16 protein-coding genes are annotated in these 14,114 nt (G+C 64.1%); 8 read left to right on the top strand and 8 right to left on the bottom strand.

Translation table 11 applies throughout. The annotated features are described in order from the left end of the window. From VGE27_RS18990 to VGE27_RS18970, 5 genes are all read right to left on the bottom strand, one after another. On the bottom strand, positions 1–470 hold a 470-nt coding region (locus VGE27_RS18990; protein ID WP_414653592.1), incomplete at its 3' end, for a hypothetical protein. A 194-nt stretch (positions 471–664) separates the two neighbouring features. After that, positions 665–4,294 (bottom strand): hypothetical protein, encoded by a 3,630-nt coding sequence (locus tag VGE27_RS18985; protein ID WP_331051249.1) that lies wholly within the window; start codon positions 4,292–4,294, stop codon positions 665–667. Then, the gene (locus VGE27_RS18980; protein ID WP_331051248.1) at positions 4,291–5,199 is read right to left on the bottom strand and encodes an ABC transporter ATP-binding protein; all 909 of its coding nucleotides are present in this window, start codon (positions 5,197–5,199) and stop codon (positions 4,291–4,293) included. Before VGE27_RS18980 ends, VGE27_RS18985 begins: the two co-directional genes overlap by 4 nt. A gap of 410 nt (positions 5,200–5,609) precedes the next feature. Then, positions 5,610–6,092 carry a hypothetical protein gene (locus VGE27_RS18975; RefSeq protein ID WP_331051247.1) on the bottom strand — a complete coding sequence of 161 codons (483 nt, stop codon included), beginning with the start codon at positions 6,090–6,092 and terminating at the stop codon, positions 5,610–5,612. A gap of 113 nt (positions 6,093–6,205) precedes the next feature. Further along, positions 6,206–6,835, bottom strand: coding sequence for a hypothetical protein (locus VGE27_RS18970; RefSeq protein WP_331051246.1), 630 nt, complete (start codon positions 6,833–6,835; stop codon positions 6,206–6,208). A gap of 101 nt (positions 6,836–6,936) precedes the next feature. Between VGE27_RS18970 and VGE27_RS18965 the strand changes: the two genes are divergently transcribed. Both VGE27_RS18965 and VGE27_RS18960 read left to right on the top strand, forming a co-directional pair. Beyond that, entirely contained in the window at positions 6,937–7,494 is a 558-nt protein-coding gene (locus VGE27_RS18965) for a hypothetical protein (protein ID WP_331051245.1), read from the top strand. A 17-nt stretch (positions 7,495–7,511) separates the two neighbouring features. After that, positions 7,512–8,003: a DinB family protein gene (locus tag VGE27_RS18960; protein WP_331051244.1), complete on the top strand. Its 492-nt coding sequence runs from the start codon at positions 7,512–7,514 to the stop codon at positions 8,001–8,003. Here VGE27_RS18960 and VGE27_RS18955 read toward each other — a convergent pair. Continuing rightward, entirely contained in the window at positions 7,992–10,271 is a 2,280-nt protein-coding gene (locus VGE27_RS18955) for a M16 family metallopeptidase (protein ID WP_331051243.1), read from the bottom strand. The two genes, VGE27_RS18960 and VGE27_RS18955, sit on opposite strands and share 12 nt — an antisense overlap. A gap of 136 nt (positions 10,272–10,407) precedes the next feature. Further along, positions 10,408–10,761, bottom strand: coding sequence for a zinc ribbon domain-containing protein YjdM (locus tag VGE27_RS18950; RefSeq protein ID WP_331051242.1), 354 nt, complete (start codon positions 10,759–10,761; stop codon positions 10,408–10,410). 141 nt (positions 10,762–10,902) lie between these two features. Between VGE27_RS18950 and VGE27_RS18945 the strand changes: the two genes are divergently transcribed. From VGE27_RS18945 to VGE27_RS18925, 5 genes are read left to right on the top strand one after another with little or no spacing between them, the layout of a single operon-like run. Further along, positions 10,903–11,127 carry a PF20097 family protein gene (locus VGE27_RS18945; RefSeq protein WP_331051241.1) on the top strand — a complete coding sequence of 75 codons (225 nt, stop codon included), beginning with the start codon at positions 10,903–10,905 and terminating at the stop codon, positions 11,125–11,127. 31 nt (positions 11,128–11,158) lie between these two features. Continuing rightward, positions 11,159–11,575, top strand: coding sequence for a hypothetical protein (locus VGE27_RS18940; protein WP_331051240.1), 417 nt, complete (start codon positions 11,159–11,161; stop codon positions 11,573–11,575). Between the two features lie 2 nt (positions 11,576–11,577). Then, positions 11,578–12,003, top strand: a complete 426-nt coding sequence (locus VGE27_RS18935; RefSeq protein ID WP_331051239.1) for a DUF2809 domain-containing protein — start codon at positions 11,578–11,580, stop codon at positions 12,001–12,003. A 7-nt stretch (positions 12,004–12,010) separates the two neighbouring features. Then, a complete protein-coding gene (locus VGE27_RS18930; RefSeq protein WP_331051238.1) occupies positions 12,011–12,604 on the top strand; it encodes a YhgN family NAAT transporter in 594 nt (197 codons plus the stop codon). A gap of 30 nt (positions 12,605–12,634) precedes the next feature. Further along, positions 12,635–13,069, top strand: a complete 435-nt coding sequence (locus VGE27_RS18925) for a TfoX/Sxy family protein (RefSeq protein WP_331051237.1) — start codon at positions 12,635–12,637, stop codon at positions 13,067–13,069. Here VGE27_RS18925 and VGE27_RS18920 read toward each other — a convergent pair. Further along, positions 13,038–13,745, bottom strand: coding sequence for a hypothetical protein (locus VGE27_RS18920; RefSeq protein ID WP_331051236.1), 708 nt, complete (start codon positions 13,743–13,745; stop codon positions 13,038–13,040). The genes VGE27_RS18925 and VGE27_RS18920 overlap by 32 nt on opposite strands. 106 nt (positions 13,746–13,851) lie before the next feature. Here VGE27_RS18920 and VGE27_RS18915 point away from each other — a divergent pair. Further along, the coding region (locus VGE27_RS18915; RefSeq protein WP_331051235.1) for a hypothetical protein at positions 13,852–14,114 on the top strand (263 nt) is incomplete at its 3' end.

Genomic DNA, 14,114 nt, shown 5'->3' with positions numbered 1-14,114 from the left:
GGGCGCGTGAGATCGAAGTCCACACGAAACCGCCGATCACTGCCCTCGCGGCGCAACTGGTAGCTGAATCGTGTGGCCGTGAGTTCCACCGTCCACACATTGGTGCGCGCGGTGGGAATGAGGGCGGCAGTGAAACTGTCGGCGGGGAATTGCACATGAGAGGCCGCCTGTGGCGCGATGGCGTCACCGCCATACTGCGTGACCCGGTCTTCACTGCCGTCTTCATGCCGATGATCGTGCTTGAGACGCACGCCGTTGGCGGTGCGTGTGAAGACCCAGGTGCGCGAACGATTGTCGCCCACGTGGAACGGCACGCGCACCGTATCGCCACACCCGCGCACATGCATCACCAATCGCTGGCCACGCATGGCGCTGTCGGCAGGCTGCGGGTTCACGAGCTGACCTTCAAAGGCTTTGCCACAATGCGCGCGCAGCGCCCCGAGGAATGCGGCGGACGAGTCGGCGGCAATCACCGCTGAGGGCGCATCGTTGGACACAGACGCATACAGACCCACGGGGACCGTGGTCACGCACAACAACGTGACCGCAGCCGCAAGATGACGGCGCGACATGACTTCTCCTGCAAAGGGGCGGGGATCCAGCGCATCTCGTATCTCGCAAACTGGCACGAGACGCGCCGGATCGCGAACACCAGCCCCTCTTTTCAGCGAATGGGGCGCACGTTGTCCTGCGGAGTGGTGTCGATGAGCAGGTGATAGGGGTCGACGCCTGCCCGCGATGGTGCCGCCGGCACCGTCACCACGATGCGTTGTGATCCCGTGTGAATGCGATGCTTACGCAAATACAGCGGCGTGTCGGTGCCTTCAGCAAACACACCGAGTTCCACCCATTCGTTCATTGGTACCTGCGTCTCCACACCGGCGCTGTCGAAGACGCTCTTGCGGGCCCGCACATCGAGCGTGACCTGCCAGGTGCTGTCACCGATCCTCGTGGTCGACACGCGCTCGGTCTCGAGCGCCCAATAGGTGTTCACCTCGAACAGATCGTGTAGCAGCCCGTGCAGGGAATCGGGGGTCGCCGACTGGAGTTCCCGATACAGATCGAGCGTGGTGGCCAGTGGCGCCGAGTCAGGCAGGTGTGTGTCCCGCAGCGTGCGCATGGCGTGGTTGATGCGCGCCTCGCCGGCATACTCACTGAGTGCCTGCAGTGCGAATGGTCCGCGCCGATACGACATGTACGGGTCGAGCCCGCGCAGCAACGGCTCGCCGCGACGAATGGGTGCGTAGGGATATGGCTCGCGCATGAAGGCGGTAAGACGGCGCAGTTGCTCGACGCCCGACGTGTGCTGTACGAGGCGCATGGCATAGTACCAGGCCAGGCTCTCCGACATCACGGGTGCGCCTTCCACGTACGCCGACGGTACCCCCCACTGATGCCCCATCTCGTGTGCCACCACGGCGTAGGGCATGTCGAGACTGCCCTTGGTGTCACGCGGATGCCAGTGCACAAACCCCTCGGAGTGCGACAGCATGCTGGCATCGGCGTGCAGTCCCGTACCCTCGCCCGGACGTTCCACCATGGTGAGGTGGGTGTATGGGTAGCGCCCGAACTGCGCGGTGTAGTAGGTGAGCGATGCCGTGATGCTGCGGAGCGTGCGATCGAGATACTGCGTATGCGTGGGATGGTGGTAGAGGCGTACGGCGACCGTCTGACCTGAGTCTTGGGGGTTGGTCCACGTCTCTTCATGCACGGCGTACCGTGCAGATGCGAACACCCACTCGTTGCCGATCGGCGCACTGGTGACATAGCGGAAGTAGCGGCGACCGTTTTCCTCCCACGTCCGTGCGAGCGCGCCGGGTGCCACGGCCATCTGGTCGAGCGTGGTACTGATGACCGTCGTGAGTTGTGTGCCGCCTCGCGGTGCCCTGGGTGCGTCCACGCTGTACAGTGAAGGAATCACCGGACGGGCCGGCAGACCGTGCGTGCGTCGTTCACTGGGCGACATGAGCTCACGGCTGGGCTGATAGCCAATGGCCGGCAGCCAACTGTTGCCGATGAACGTGCCGTTGGCTGCAATCGAGGCGTCGATGCCTGATTCGGTGAATCCTTCAGACGCGACCTTCACGCGAAAATGAAGCTGCAGCGAATCGCCCGGCAACAGCGGTGAGGTCAACACGAACACGTGATGACCAAACAGGCTGTCGTTCACTGTATGCGACGCGGTACGGCTGAGGGTCAACCGCTCCGGTGATAGGTCGACCGGCGTGGCCACGTGGATGGAATCGATGGGCAGCGCGCTGCGATTCACCAGCTGGTAGACGCCGGTGAGATCTGCCGCACGCTGTGCCGGATGGAGATCGATCGCGAGCGTAGCCGATGCGAGGTGCGGCTGCGGTACATGGGCGAACTTGCCATAGCGCCGCTCGTACTCGGCACTCCGCGCGACCCGCTCCGCAGCAGTGCCATAGGCGTGCAGCACATTGGTGTTGTAGAAAATGAATCCACCAATGCCCAGCGTGAGCACGCCACCGATGCCTGCAATGCCGGCGGTGGCACCGTGCAATCGCCGGCGTGCACCCGCGATGCGCAGGCGCAAACCGTGCTCGCGGCCTCGGCTCCACAACAGTCGCGCGGCCACCGCCAGCAGGACGGCCCACCCCGCCCAGTACAACTTGAACCACAACCATGGCATGACCGTGCCGCCAAAGCTGCGCATCTCGGTATACGACCACCGCGGCGCCGCGCCGAACACCAGGAGGTTGTGTTCCACGCCGAACATCGAGGCCAGCGTGATGAACACATACGCGATGATGGCGACCAGATGTCCCACGTACTTGTGATTCACGACGACATGAATCACCAACGCCAGCAACGCAAAGAGCAGGTACTCTGGCAGCTGCAATCCGAACAGGACGCGCAGGTACAGACCCGGCTCGTAGGCGGTGTAACCGAGAATGGACTGTGCCACCACACCCGAGATCATCAGGGCCGTGAGAAAGACCACCAGCACCATCGCCAGCCCGAGAAACTTGCCCACGAGCGGCGTCCAGTCTGAACCGGGCATCGCATCGGTGATATCACCAAGGCCCGCATCGCGCTCACGCCACACCAGCTCGCCGGCAAAGAAGACCAGCAACAGGGGTACCACCACCCATCGACTCAGCTCATCGGATAGCGGCGCGATGAGTTCACCCAGGATGCGCATGGTGGTGGGCACCAACGGCGAGCCGAGCGATGACATCTGGTCGATCAGCACGGGCAGCGTGACGAGTGGCAGGAAGACCAGAAGCGCCAGTCCCGCCCAGCTGGTGGCAATCGCGCGGAATGATGCCAGGGACATCGCCAGCGTCTGGCGCAGGGTGATCGCTACGCCGAACGACCGAGTTGGTGCGGGCATCTCGACAGGCGTCCGCGAGGAGATCGCGATCGTCGCCGGTGTTGGCGCATTCGCCGTACGGGAGGCGTCCCGGCGCCACCATCGCCTCAAGGCACCACTGCGTTCCGCACGATGTGCGAACCGGAAACGCGCCGCCGTCACCGCCAGCATCGTTGTCGCGAGACCTATCCACACCACCCGATTGGCGAGGAGAGTGCCACTGAGCGACAGCAATCGTGTCCCCTTCTCCGCCTCGGTCCAGGATCGGGAGATCTCCTCCATGATGAACCGCACGCCGATGGGATCGAACAGTGGACCGAAGCGCTGACGGTACATGACCAGCGAAGCCACGAAGAACCCCATGAAGAACAACGCCATGCTGCCCAGATAGCCGGCCATCGCACGTCCGCTGCGCAGAGCCAGCACGAACTGCAGCGCAGTGGCCACAATGGCATTGGGGAGCGTGATGTAGGCAAACCCGGTGACGAACGTCGCAGCGCGAAAGGGTGACAGCAGGGCCGGGTCAACACCAGGCGCATAGATGCCCAGCACGATGCCGACCGTGATGCCCTGCAACACGAGCAGGTTGATCGCGAGGGCAGCGAGAAAGCGTCCACCGAGATACTCCACGCGGCTTATCGACGCGGTGAACACGAGTGGATACATGCGGCTGCTGAAATCCCGCGCGCCAGCCTCTCCGGCAATGGACGCCGCCAGCAGGATCCAGATCAACGTGCCGAAGATGTACGTCTTGGCGACCGTGAACGGCGCGTTGATCTGCAGGTCCTGATACAGCATCACCGACAGGGAGCCGTCGCGTGTCATGAGGAAGCAGAACACGGTGAGCACCGTGAACAACAACCACGGCCACGTTTTCCTCGCCTGATAGCGGAACTCGAATGCGAAGATACCTGGCAGCTTTCCCATACTCACGGCATCACGCGGTGCGGCACTCACGCTGCCGCCGTGTTGGCACGTCGTCCGATGTGTCCGGCCATCGTGCTGAAGTACACGTCCTCGAGGTCAGGCTCCGCGGCTTCGAATTCCGCCCCGGGCGAATCGGGATGGAACACATGCACCACCGTGCGTCCGGCCAGCAACTTGGTGGAGATGACCTGATGCCGTTGCTCGATGCTGGCGAGTTCACTGCGTGCGACCACACGTCGCCAGATGCTGCCCCGCAGCGCCGACACGGCGCCAAGCGGCTCGGCTTCCAGCAGGATCTCACCGCGATCGATGATGGCCATGCGTGTGCACAATTCGCTCACGTCTTCCACGATGTGCGTGGAGAGCAGCACCACACTGTTCTCTCCCAGCTCCGACAGAAGGTTGAGGAAGCGCACCCGTTCGGCCGGATCGAGTCCGGCGGTGGGCTCGTCGACGATCATGAGTTTCGGATTGCCAAGCAGGGCCACTGCCACGCCGAACCGTTGGCGCATGCCACCGGAGTAGCCACCGAGTTTCTGCTTGCGCACCTCCCACAGGTTCACCTGGCGCAGCAGCACTTCCACCAGCGCGCGCCGTTCACTGCGTGATGCCACCCCCTTGAGCAGCGCAAAGTGTTCGAGCAATTCCTCGGCGCTGGCCTTGGGGTACACGCCGAACTCCTGCGGCAGGTAGCCCAGTGTGCGACGGGTTTCGTCCTTTTGCGCGACCACGTCGATATCGCCGAGCGTGATGGATCCGGCGTCGGGATCCTGCAGCGTGGCGAGGATGCGCATGAGGGTGGACTTACCCGCGCCATTGGCGCCGAGCAGACCGTACATGCCGGCGGGGATGGTGAGGGAGACGTCTTTGAGGGCCTGTACGCCATTGGCGTAGGTCTTGGAGACGTGCCGGATTTCGAGCTGGGGGCGGGGCATTGGCGGGATCGTCTTGTGTGAAAGCACTTTGTGCTACAAAGTAGACGAATCAGATGGCTGTTGGTCAAGGGTCAGGCGCAAACCGGGAATCGGCTGGATATTGGGCTTCGCGGCGGCTTTCCCGCGCGTGTCTAGCGTGTTCGTGGTGACCGAAGCGTTCTCGGGCACGGTGCTCAACGTTCGCGAGCACGTCACGCAGTTGCCGCGGCCTACGCCAGTGCGCTGACCTGCGGGACAGATGTCAGACTACAGTTTTGCCGCGGATTGCACGGGAACGCGCGGAAACTACACGGATTCAGACTTCATTTTTGCTTTTGATCCGTGTGGTTTCCGCACATCTCCGCGTCATCCGTGGCAAGGTAGTTCATCTGTACTCTGCTGCTGGGAGCATTCAGGCTCGAGCAAGATCCCTAGCGCGCAAAGAGCAGCGAAACGGGCGTGCTGATGGTGCTGCTGTCGCTGGAGACAGTCACGTCGCGCAGCGTGAGGACGAGTGAGCCGTCGGGTGTGAGGCTGGCCCGCGGATCGAAGACCAATGGATTGGCGTCCAGCTGGCTGATGATGATGGCGTCATCAGTGGACTGGATGCGCGCGCGCAGGGTGTCGAGCCAGAGTGCCGCGCCCATGTAGCCCGCCGGGCGTGTGGCGATGACGACGCGCAGTGAGTCGGGAGCGGTGATGAGCAGTTGCGCCGCGTTGAATACGTGACCCTGCGAGCTGCCTGCGCTGACCACGACTGATGCGGGCAAGGTTTGTCCGTTGGCACTGACGGCGGAGAGCCGGAGTGGTTGCACCGGATCGATGATGAGGTCCGGGCCCAACGGGTCTGAGAAACACGCGACAGCGACGGGCATCGCCAGCAATGCGGCGAGCAGGGCACGGGTACGCTTCATCGGGACGACATCAGCAACGGCACGTGTGAATCACCTACGGGCATGCGAAGACGTGACTACGCATGCGAACGTGCCCGCAACCTAGTCACGGTGCATGGGCGCGGCCGGCGTCCCTATGCGGTGGGGACCTTCCGCGGTGATGAATCGTTGGCCGCGCGTTGTGCGGCGTCGTGCAGCGCCTGGAGCACGCGGGCATTGGGGAGTCCGGCTGCCACCGAAGGCTCGGTCAGCTCTCGACTGAAATCGGTGACATCATCGGTGACATCATTGGTGCCGTCCAGCGCGAATTGTGTGCGCGACCGACGTGCGACGAGCAGCGTCACGCCCGCCGAGATCGCGCTCAGCACCGTGAACGGAATGCCGATCACGGCGGCGATGTGCCAGAAGCCCGGACCGTTTTCCGAGGGCGTGGCGAGTCCGAGGGAAGCCATCGCGTAGGGCACGAGAAAGAGCAGCACGCCACCCTCCGCGCCCCATGCCGTGAAGCGCAACACGGACAGCTCGCCGAAGCGGCGACGGCGGGCCACCACGGACAGCACAACCGAAAAGATCGCCCCGCCGATGAATCCGGGAACGGCCAGGGCCGGGAGTGGGGCATCGAACACCCGGAAGAAGGCGTCCCACATGCGCCCGGGCGCGACGATGCTGGCCACGCCGATGAGAATGCCGGCCGCTGCCCAGCCGAATGCCCACGTGAACCCCATCCCCAACGCGCCCCGCAGGCGCTTCAGAACCTGTCCCATGTGACCCTCCGTTGACCCGGGCGTCTTGACTGCACAGTACTTTGCAATACAAAGTACAGAACGTCAATCCCTCGCTGCACGTCACACCTGCCGGAGACACCATGCCACGCTGGATGCGGATTGCCCGCGGAATGATCGGGACCGGGCTGACCTTTGCCGGGGGACTTGGTGGCCTGGCAGGCACCGCGGCCGTTCTGGGCTGGGCAGTGGGCGAACTCACGCCCTTCGAAATCGGACAGGTGACCGCGCGTGTGTCCGTCGTCGCATTCATCCTCGGCGTGGGATTCTCGGGCGCCCTGGCTCTCGTGGCCCGACGACAGGCCTTCACGGCGCTGTCGGTGAAACTGGTGGCCACCATGGGTGGGGTGGGTGGACTGCTGTACTACCTCTTCTGCCTCGTCATGGCCGGCTATCGCGCGTGGGACCTTCAGTCAGCGATCGGCAATCTCGTGCTGCTGGTGACACTGGGCGCGGGCGCTGCCGTGGCGACGCTCCTGGTGGCACGCCAGGCGCGCGGGACCGTCGACGAAGACTCGATGGACGACCTACATTCTCCCTCCGCCGCCGCGCTGCGTGAGGGAGATGCCATGCCACCATCGTATGGGCAGCGCTCCGTTCACACACCGGTACCGACACCGGTGCCGACCTACACGCACTGACCGTTTCGGAGTGATCCATGGCATTTCACGCAGGCCAGCACATCGCCAATCGCCTGCGTCGGGCCATCTCCGGAGAGATGTGGCATGGTTCAGCGGTGGATGAGTTGCTCGCGCAGTTCACAGCGGCCGAGGCACGGCAGCACGCCATTGCCGGTGCGCACAGCGCGTGGGAGCTCGCGCTGCACATGACAGCGTGGGCGGAAATCGTCGCACTGCGCTTGGATGGTGAGGCTCGGGAATATCCCGCCGACGAGGTGGACTGGCCGCCGGTACCGGAGGAGGGCAGTGCAGCGGCGGAAAGCGCAGCGGCGTGGCGTGCCGCCCGGACACGACTGCAAGCGGCCTATGACACGCTCGCTGATCGTGCCGCAGAGGTGACCGAGGAGCAACTCGGAAAGAAAGTGCCCGGACAGAGCTACACGACGGCGATCATGCTCGATGGGGTGATCGAACACGCCACCTATCATGGCGGTCAACTCGTGATGTTGCGGCGCGCGTTAGCGACCTGATGGCAGGTCCCGAACGTATTGCGGATCGCCCGTGAGCGTCACGGACATGCGCGTCCATTCAGCCAGGCGGCGTGCGCGCGCGAGGTCGTCCGCAGTCAACGCCTCCACGCGGGTCAGCACCGCGCCGCGCCAGTTCACCGCACGACCAGCTGCCACATCCGCTCGCAGCGCGCCCTCGATACCGGCCAGGGTGGAGTGATCGAGGCGTAGCTCCTGTCGGATCTCCTCTGCCAGCACCGCCGCGCTCGGCATCACGATGGTCCCATTGGCGAAGTCCCGTACGATCGCGCGTGCCTCGTCGAGGCTCTCCCGGCTTCGGTCGGGCTGCACGTCTGCCGTGATGACGAGCCGCGTGGAATCTCCTTCCACGAACGCGCTGCTGTTGGCGCCGTAGCTCCAGCGTCGTTCGGTCCGCAGGCGCGTGTTGATCGCCGCAGTCAGGCGTCGGCGCAATACACGCAGGGCCACTTCGTCATCGGGCGTGGCACTGGCGATACGCATCTCGATGCGCAGCTCTGTTTGCGTTCGGCCCGGTGATGCCACGCCGTGTACACCGGGAGTGAGAGCTTTGTAGGCGGGAGCTGGTATGGTCCGCGCTGTGGCACGCGGCCAGCTTTGCGTCGCACGGGTGAGCGAAACGATGGCCGTGCGGGGCACCATGTCGCCGGTGAGATACACGGTTGCGCCGGCGCTCGGTGTGCGAAGCGCCCTCAGCCAGGACCAGAGTTGGGCGGTATCGCCGGTCGCGCGTTGCCGGGTGACGAGCGGCAGGCTGTCGCCGACGACGGTGGCGCGCACCAGCGGCAGTGTCGAGCGGGCGGTGACGATGAATCGCACGCTGTTGACGGTGGTGTCGATCGACGTGGTCAGGCGACGTAGAGTCGGATTGCCCAACTCCATCGGTGCATTGGCAGGCAACCCCGCCTGACTGGTCGGGCCAGGCGTCTGAGCTGCGAGTGCGAGTTCATATCCACGCGACACCAGCCAGTCTGTCGCGGCGCGCATGACATCACGTGGTGCGGCACGCTGAAGTCGTGACAGCCGGGACCCTGTCACATGGACATCGCCAGCGAAGAACGTGGCCTCGCCAAGCTGTTCGCTGCGTGAACGCTGAAACCCGAGCGGATCCAGCAAGGCCAGGAAGGTTGCGGCGGCGTCCGCCCGGGCCTCACCCAACCCTGTGGTGTCACCATGGGCCACGACGATCAGCGCGCTGTCGAGTGCGCGGCTTGCCGGTATCACGTCATCGCCCGTTGTGAGTTCGCCGTCGATGGTGAGATCGCTGGCCAGCATGCCCGGTTCGATGGTCACACGGGGCGTCTGTCGCAATTTCGCTGTGCGTTGCCACCGAGCGGCGGCCATGCGCAGGGCGACTTCGGTGTGCTCGAGTAGGGGATCACCAAGTGGAGGCACGGGGAGCCGTCGTGTGATCCGGGAGGGTCCGGAGATCGCGCGCTGCACATCGCGGCGAAGGTCCTGTGTCAACGGTAGTTCCCGCCAGCGGCGCGGTGTCCCACTGGCGCGCGCCGGCAATGCACCAAATCGTGCGATGATACGCGTGCGTGCGGCCTCCACGTCGAAGGCGCCAACCACGAGCAACACAGCATCACCAACCGCTGCGTGCGCGTTGGCGAAAGCGCGCAGGTCGGCCGCCGAGATGGACCGGACCGATGTTTCGCTTTCGCCAATCAGTCCATAGGGATGACTGTCACCATAGGTACCGGTCTGGAGACGCCAGTATGGCTGCACTCCCTCGGTGATGGGTGCACCATCACCTCGCCCTTCGTTCACCACGATGTCCGCGTGCTGGCGGACGATGGAATCGGTGATGGCGGCAGGATCGAGTGCCAGCCGAGCCGCGTGTATCGCCAGCGCGGCATCAAGTGCGGACGGATCGACCAGCAGGAAGTACCGCGCATGATCGCGCCGGACTTGCGCATTGGAATTGGCAAAGAACGGCTGTGCCTTTCGGCGTCCCGCCGTGTCGATGGGGGCCGCGAGCGCCGCGGAGACATGCTCCAGCAGGTGGGCCGTGCCACGCTGTCCCCGCGGATCATGTGTGGTGCCGGACGCCAACCACAGCTCCACGCTGACGTGCAGCGCGTTGGTGTCGGGCGCCAGCACGACGCGCAATCCGTTGGGCAGCCGGTAGCTGGCGACGTCATTCAGGAACTGCGGTGTCTGCGCGCGCAGTGGTAGCGCCAATCCCAGGGCTGCGGTGATCAGCACGCTCCACCACAGCCTCAGCCGTTCAATTCGATGCTGCATTGCTCGGTGGTGAAGGGGTGGCCATGCGCCCCACGGGGACCGGGGTCGGTCCCTTACACCGGATTGGACGTTTCAGGAATCGGGATGGATTGAACGCAGGGCATTCTGCGAACGGGATCCCAGGGCGGTCATTCGATCAGCCGGACTTTTTCACGAACTCCGACTTGAGTTTCATGGCGCCAACGCCGTCGATCTTGCAGTCGATATCGTGATCGCCGTCCACCAGGCGGATGTTCTTCACCTTGGTACCGACCTTCACCACGCTGGAGGTGCCCTTGATCTTGAGGTCCTTGATCACGGTGACGGTATCGCCGTCGGCGAGCAGATTGCCATTGGCATCACGCCAGACTTTGATGTCGTCGCTCGTGGCTGCCGTGGCACTGGCGGACTCCAGCGGCCATTCGTGCCCGCAGGACGGGCAAACAAACTGGAAGCCGTCCGAATAGCTGAACGCCGATGCACATTTCGGACAGGCGGGGAAGTCGCTCATGACATCTCTCTGCAAAGGTGGTGCGGGTGCGCACCCCCGCTGCGGAACGCTCCGGATGACTGGCCCGGTATGCTGAAAGCTATCGGTCACCAGCGCATGACTGGAGTGCCTGTCTTCAATCGCACCTGGAGGAGTGGTTTGATGCGTGATCCATCATGTCTTCGTTGTCAGAGCACCATGGAGCCGGGGTTCCTGCTCGATCGTGGCCATGCCAACGCCAGTCAGGAGCAACAGTGGGTGCAGGGTGACGTCGAGCGCAGCTTCTGGACGGGCATCAAGACCAAGGGCCGCGAGCAGCATGCGGTGCGGACATTCCGTTGCCCGCGTTGCGGCTATCTGGAGAGCTATGCCGGTGAGTTGGGATAAACGCGTTCGATCGCAGGTCGTTGGTGCGCTGATGATGGGGCTTTGGCCGGCACTGGCTGCCGCGCAGGACACGGCGTCGGCACCCGCCGAGTTGTTGGGCACGTTTGGCGATGACTATGGCAGCCGCTATCGCGTGTCGGCCACGCTGTTCGAGCATCTGCCGCGTGCGAAGTACCACATCGTCTCCTGGCACGCCGCGGAGCGATACCTCATCGCGCGCAATGACTCGGCCAACGTCGCCGACAAAGGCCTGTGGACTCGTATCGACTGGCTGCCGCTGGAAGGCATGGCGCCGTATACGTGGGGCTTCTGCCTGACGGCCTATCGTGCCGCCACCGAACAGGACGCGCGCAACACCCCGACGGCCAATCGCAGTATGCCGCGCACCGGTTGCAATCGGTTTCCGTTCACGCGCATGCAGCGTGTTCCCGGTGACTCTGCGCGATAGCCGTGATCGCTGCCGCCAACACCAGACGCCGTCGTCTCATCATGTTTGCGATGGTGATGCTTACCATCGCAGCGGGACTCACTTCCCGGCGATATCCCACGTGGCAACCGTCGTGGATGGCGCAGTACGCGGGCGACACCCTCTGGGCCATGATGGTCTATTGGTGGCTTGCGCTGCTCGTGCCGGTTGCCAGGCCAACCGCACTGGCGGGATGGGCGTTGGTGTTGTCTTGGGCGGTGGAGTTCTCCCAGTTGTGGCATACCCCGTGGCTTGACGGTCTGCGGGCCACGACGCCAGGCGCGCTGGTCTTGGGTCAGGGCTTTTTGTGGTCGGACCTGGTGTGTTACACCGTCGGTGTGCTGTTGGCCGTGCTTGTCGATCGGGCCGTGCTAACTTTCATGCGGAGTTCCCCGAACGCTTCGCCGTGAGATGACCATGGACGTGATGGCTGCTGTTGTGACGCTCTTCCTCGTGATGGACCCGCTCGGGAACGTGCCCATGTTCCTGTCGGTCCTGAAGACGGTTGAGCCACAGCGTCGTCGCACGGTGCTGCTGCGTGAGATCGGCATTGCGTATCTCGTGCTGGTCCTGTTCACGTTGCTTGGCCGTTCGCTGCTCAAGTTTCTCGGGCTCGAACCGGAAGCCGTAGGCATCGCCGGTGGCATCGTGCTGTTTCTCATTGCACTGCGCATGATCTTCCCCGATCACGCAGCGGCATCTGGCGAAGCACTGCAGGGAGAGCCGTTCATCGTGCCACTGGCCATCCCGCTGGTGGCGGGGCCGTCCACACTGGCCACGCTGCTGCTGCTGGAGAGCGCTTCGGGCAATGCGCTGGGCCCGGTCATGCTGGCCATGACCATTGCCTGGGCGCTCAGCGCGGTGATCCTGCTTTCGTCCACCTCGCTCTTCCGCATGCTCGGCGAGCGCGGACTCATCGCCATGGAACGTCTCATGGGCATGCTGCTGGTGATGGTGTCGGTACAGATGCTCATCAACGGCCTGCGCGCATCACTGCGGCCGATTCCCTGATTCTCACCATCACCACGCGAGGACCGCTCGATGGGCAGCACGCAGGACTACGTTGACTTTGTGCAGGAGCGCATCGGACTCGGCGCGCGCATCACCAATCGCAAGATGTTCGGCGAATACGCGCTGCACCTCGATGGCAAGGTGCTGGTGCTGATCTGCGACAACAGCGTGTATCTCAAGCCGCTGCCGGCCAATGACGCGTTGGCAAAGGGCTTGCCACAGGGCTCGCCCTATCCGGGGGCCAAGGCACACTGGGTGCTGGACGAGCTACTGGAAGACACGGACCGACTGCAGGAGATCCTGCAGGTGACGGCCGACGCGTTGCCGGCGCCAAAGCCCAAAACGAAGAAGGCCGCCAAGACAAGCAAGGCGGCCAGCGCGACATCAGCAAAACCCGCGAAAAAAGCGGCCAAGAAGGTGGCGAAAAAAGCGACTACGGCTGCGCCGAAACCTCGAAAGACCTGAACGCCGTGATGGCGTCGCGCTTCACCCACACACCGACGCGGCCTGTTGGTGCCGTGTCGAAGGTGTGGGTGATGGAGAGCGTGCTGTCGGAAGCCAATGCCACGCGCGCCGTCTTGCCGTTGACGGTGACCGAGAGCGTGTGCCAGGCATCGAGGGGCAACTGACGCTTCACCTCGCCGCGCGCGACGACCCAGCGCTCACCATTGGCGAATCCCCAGATGGCGAGATTGCCTTCCTTGGTGTTGTAGCGCGCCGCGTAGTACTCGCCGTTGGGCGAGAGTCCGAACAGGATACCGGCCACCTGATCCGACTTGCCGCCGAGCATGTTGAACTGAGCGCGGAGGGTGCCGTTGCTGAACGAGGTGGTGCCGGTGTGTACGGCAAACGGAAACGCGCCGGCCGCTGTGCCGTTCTTTACGAAGCTGTCGTTGGCCGAGCGAAAGAGCCGGGTGCTGACGCGCTGCAGATCGGCTGATGCTGTCTGTCCTGACCACCGTTCGCCATTCACGACGATGGCAGGGGCGCCCATGGTGGTGTCGGACCAGTGTCCCACCGCGCCGGCCAGCTGATGGGCGCGCGACTGGGCATGGAGACCGGGCGCCGCGAAGGCGGGCATCAGCGCGGAGGCGGTGACGACGAGCGCGAGCGCTCCCATCAGGCGGAGTGTGCGGGGCATTCCGGTTCTGGGCATGTGTCATGCTATCATGCGTACCGGATGATCGCCACGATGGATCGGCCTCATCTGCGCGCCGCAATTCACTGATCTCTCCAGGCCTTTTGCCATGCACTTCCCGACACTGTTTGATCACCTCGAGTGGGCAGACCGGCAGGCCATCGCCGCTCTGGAGACCCTGGATGTGCAGGGCAGCCAGTATGCTGAATCGCTGCGGTTGTATGCGCATCTGGCGGGTGCGGCGCACACATGGTGCACGCGTATTGAAGGGCGTCCCACGGAGCACCCGGTGTGGCCCACGTTGTCGCTGCAGGAGGCCGTCACGCTGACACAGGCGAGTATCGCCGGTCTGCGCGCGGCGGCTGCACAGGG

The sequence above is a fragment of the Gemmatimonas sp. genome (assembly GCF_036405635.1).
Lineage (GTDB): Bacteria > Gemmatimonadota > Gemmatimonadetes > Gemmatimonadales > Gemmatimonadaceae > Gemmatimonas.
Note: the sequence above shows the minus strand (reverse complement) of the source record. Positions and strands in the feature narration are given on the sequence as shown.

Excerpts from the sequence above, each read along its gene's own strand:
- VGE27_RS18955 (WP_331051243.1), bottom strand. The coding sequence starts at position 10,271 with ATGCAGCATCGAATTGAACGGCTGAGGCTGTGGTGGAGCGTGCTGATC.
- VGE27_RS18975 (WP_331051247.1), bottom strand. The coding sequence starts at position 6,092 with ATGAAGCGTACCCGTGCCCTGCTCGCCGCATTGCTGGCGATGCCCGTC.
- VGE27_RS18940 (WP_331051240.1), top strand. The coding sequence starts at position 11,159 with ATGATGGGGCTTTGGCCGGCACTGGCTGCCGCGCAGGACACGGCGTCG.
- VGE27_RS18965 (WP_331051245.1), top strand. The coding sequence starts at position 6,937 with ATGCCACGCTGGATGCGGATTGCCCGCGGAATGATCGGGACCGGGCTG.
- VGE27_RS18925 (WP_331051237.1), top strand. The coding sequence starts at position 12,635 with ATGGGCAGCACGCAGGACTACGTTGACTTTGTGCAGGAGCGCATCGGA.
- VGE27_RS18930 (WP_331051238.1), top strand. The coding sequence starts at position 12,011 with ATGGACGTGATGGCTGCTGTTGTGACGCTCTTCCTCGTGATGGACCCG.
- VGE27_RS18920 (WP_331051236.1), bottom strand. The coding sequence starts at position 13,745 with ATGCCCCGCACACTCCGCCTGATGGGAGCGCTCGCGCTCGTCGTCACC.
- VGE27_RS18960 (WP_331051244.1), top strand. The coding sequence starts at position 7,512 with ATGGCATTTCACGCAGGCCAGCACATCGCCAATCGCCTGCGTCGGGCC.
- VGE27_RS18980 (WP_331051248.1), bottom strand. The coding sequence starts at position 5,199 with ATGCCCCGCCCCCAGCTCGAAATCCGGCACGTCTCCAAGACCTACGCC.
- VGE27_RS18945 (WP_331051241.1), top strand. The coding sequence starts at position 10,903 with ATGCGTGATCCATCATGTCTTCGTTGTCAGAGCACCATGGAGCCGGGG.
- VGE27_RS18950 (WP_331051242.1), bottom strand. The coding sequence starts at position 10,761 with ATGAGCGACTTCCCCGCCTGTCCGAAATGTGCATCGGCGTTCAGCTAT.
- VGE27_RS18970 (WP_331051246.1), bottom strand. The coding sequence starts at position 6,835 with ATGGGACAGGTTCTGAAGCGCCTGCGGGGCGCGTTGGGGATGGGGTTC.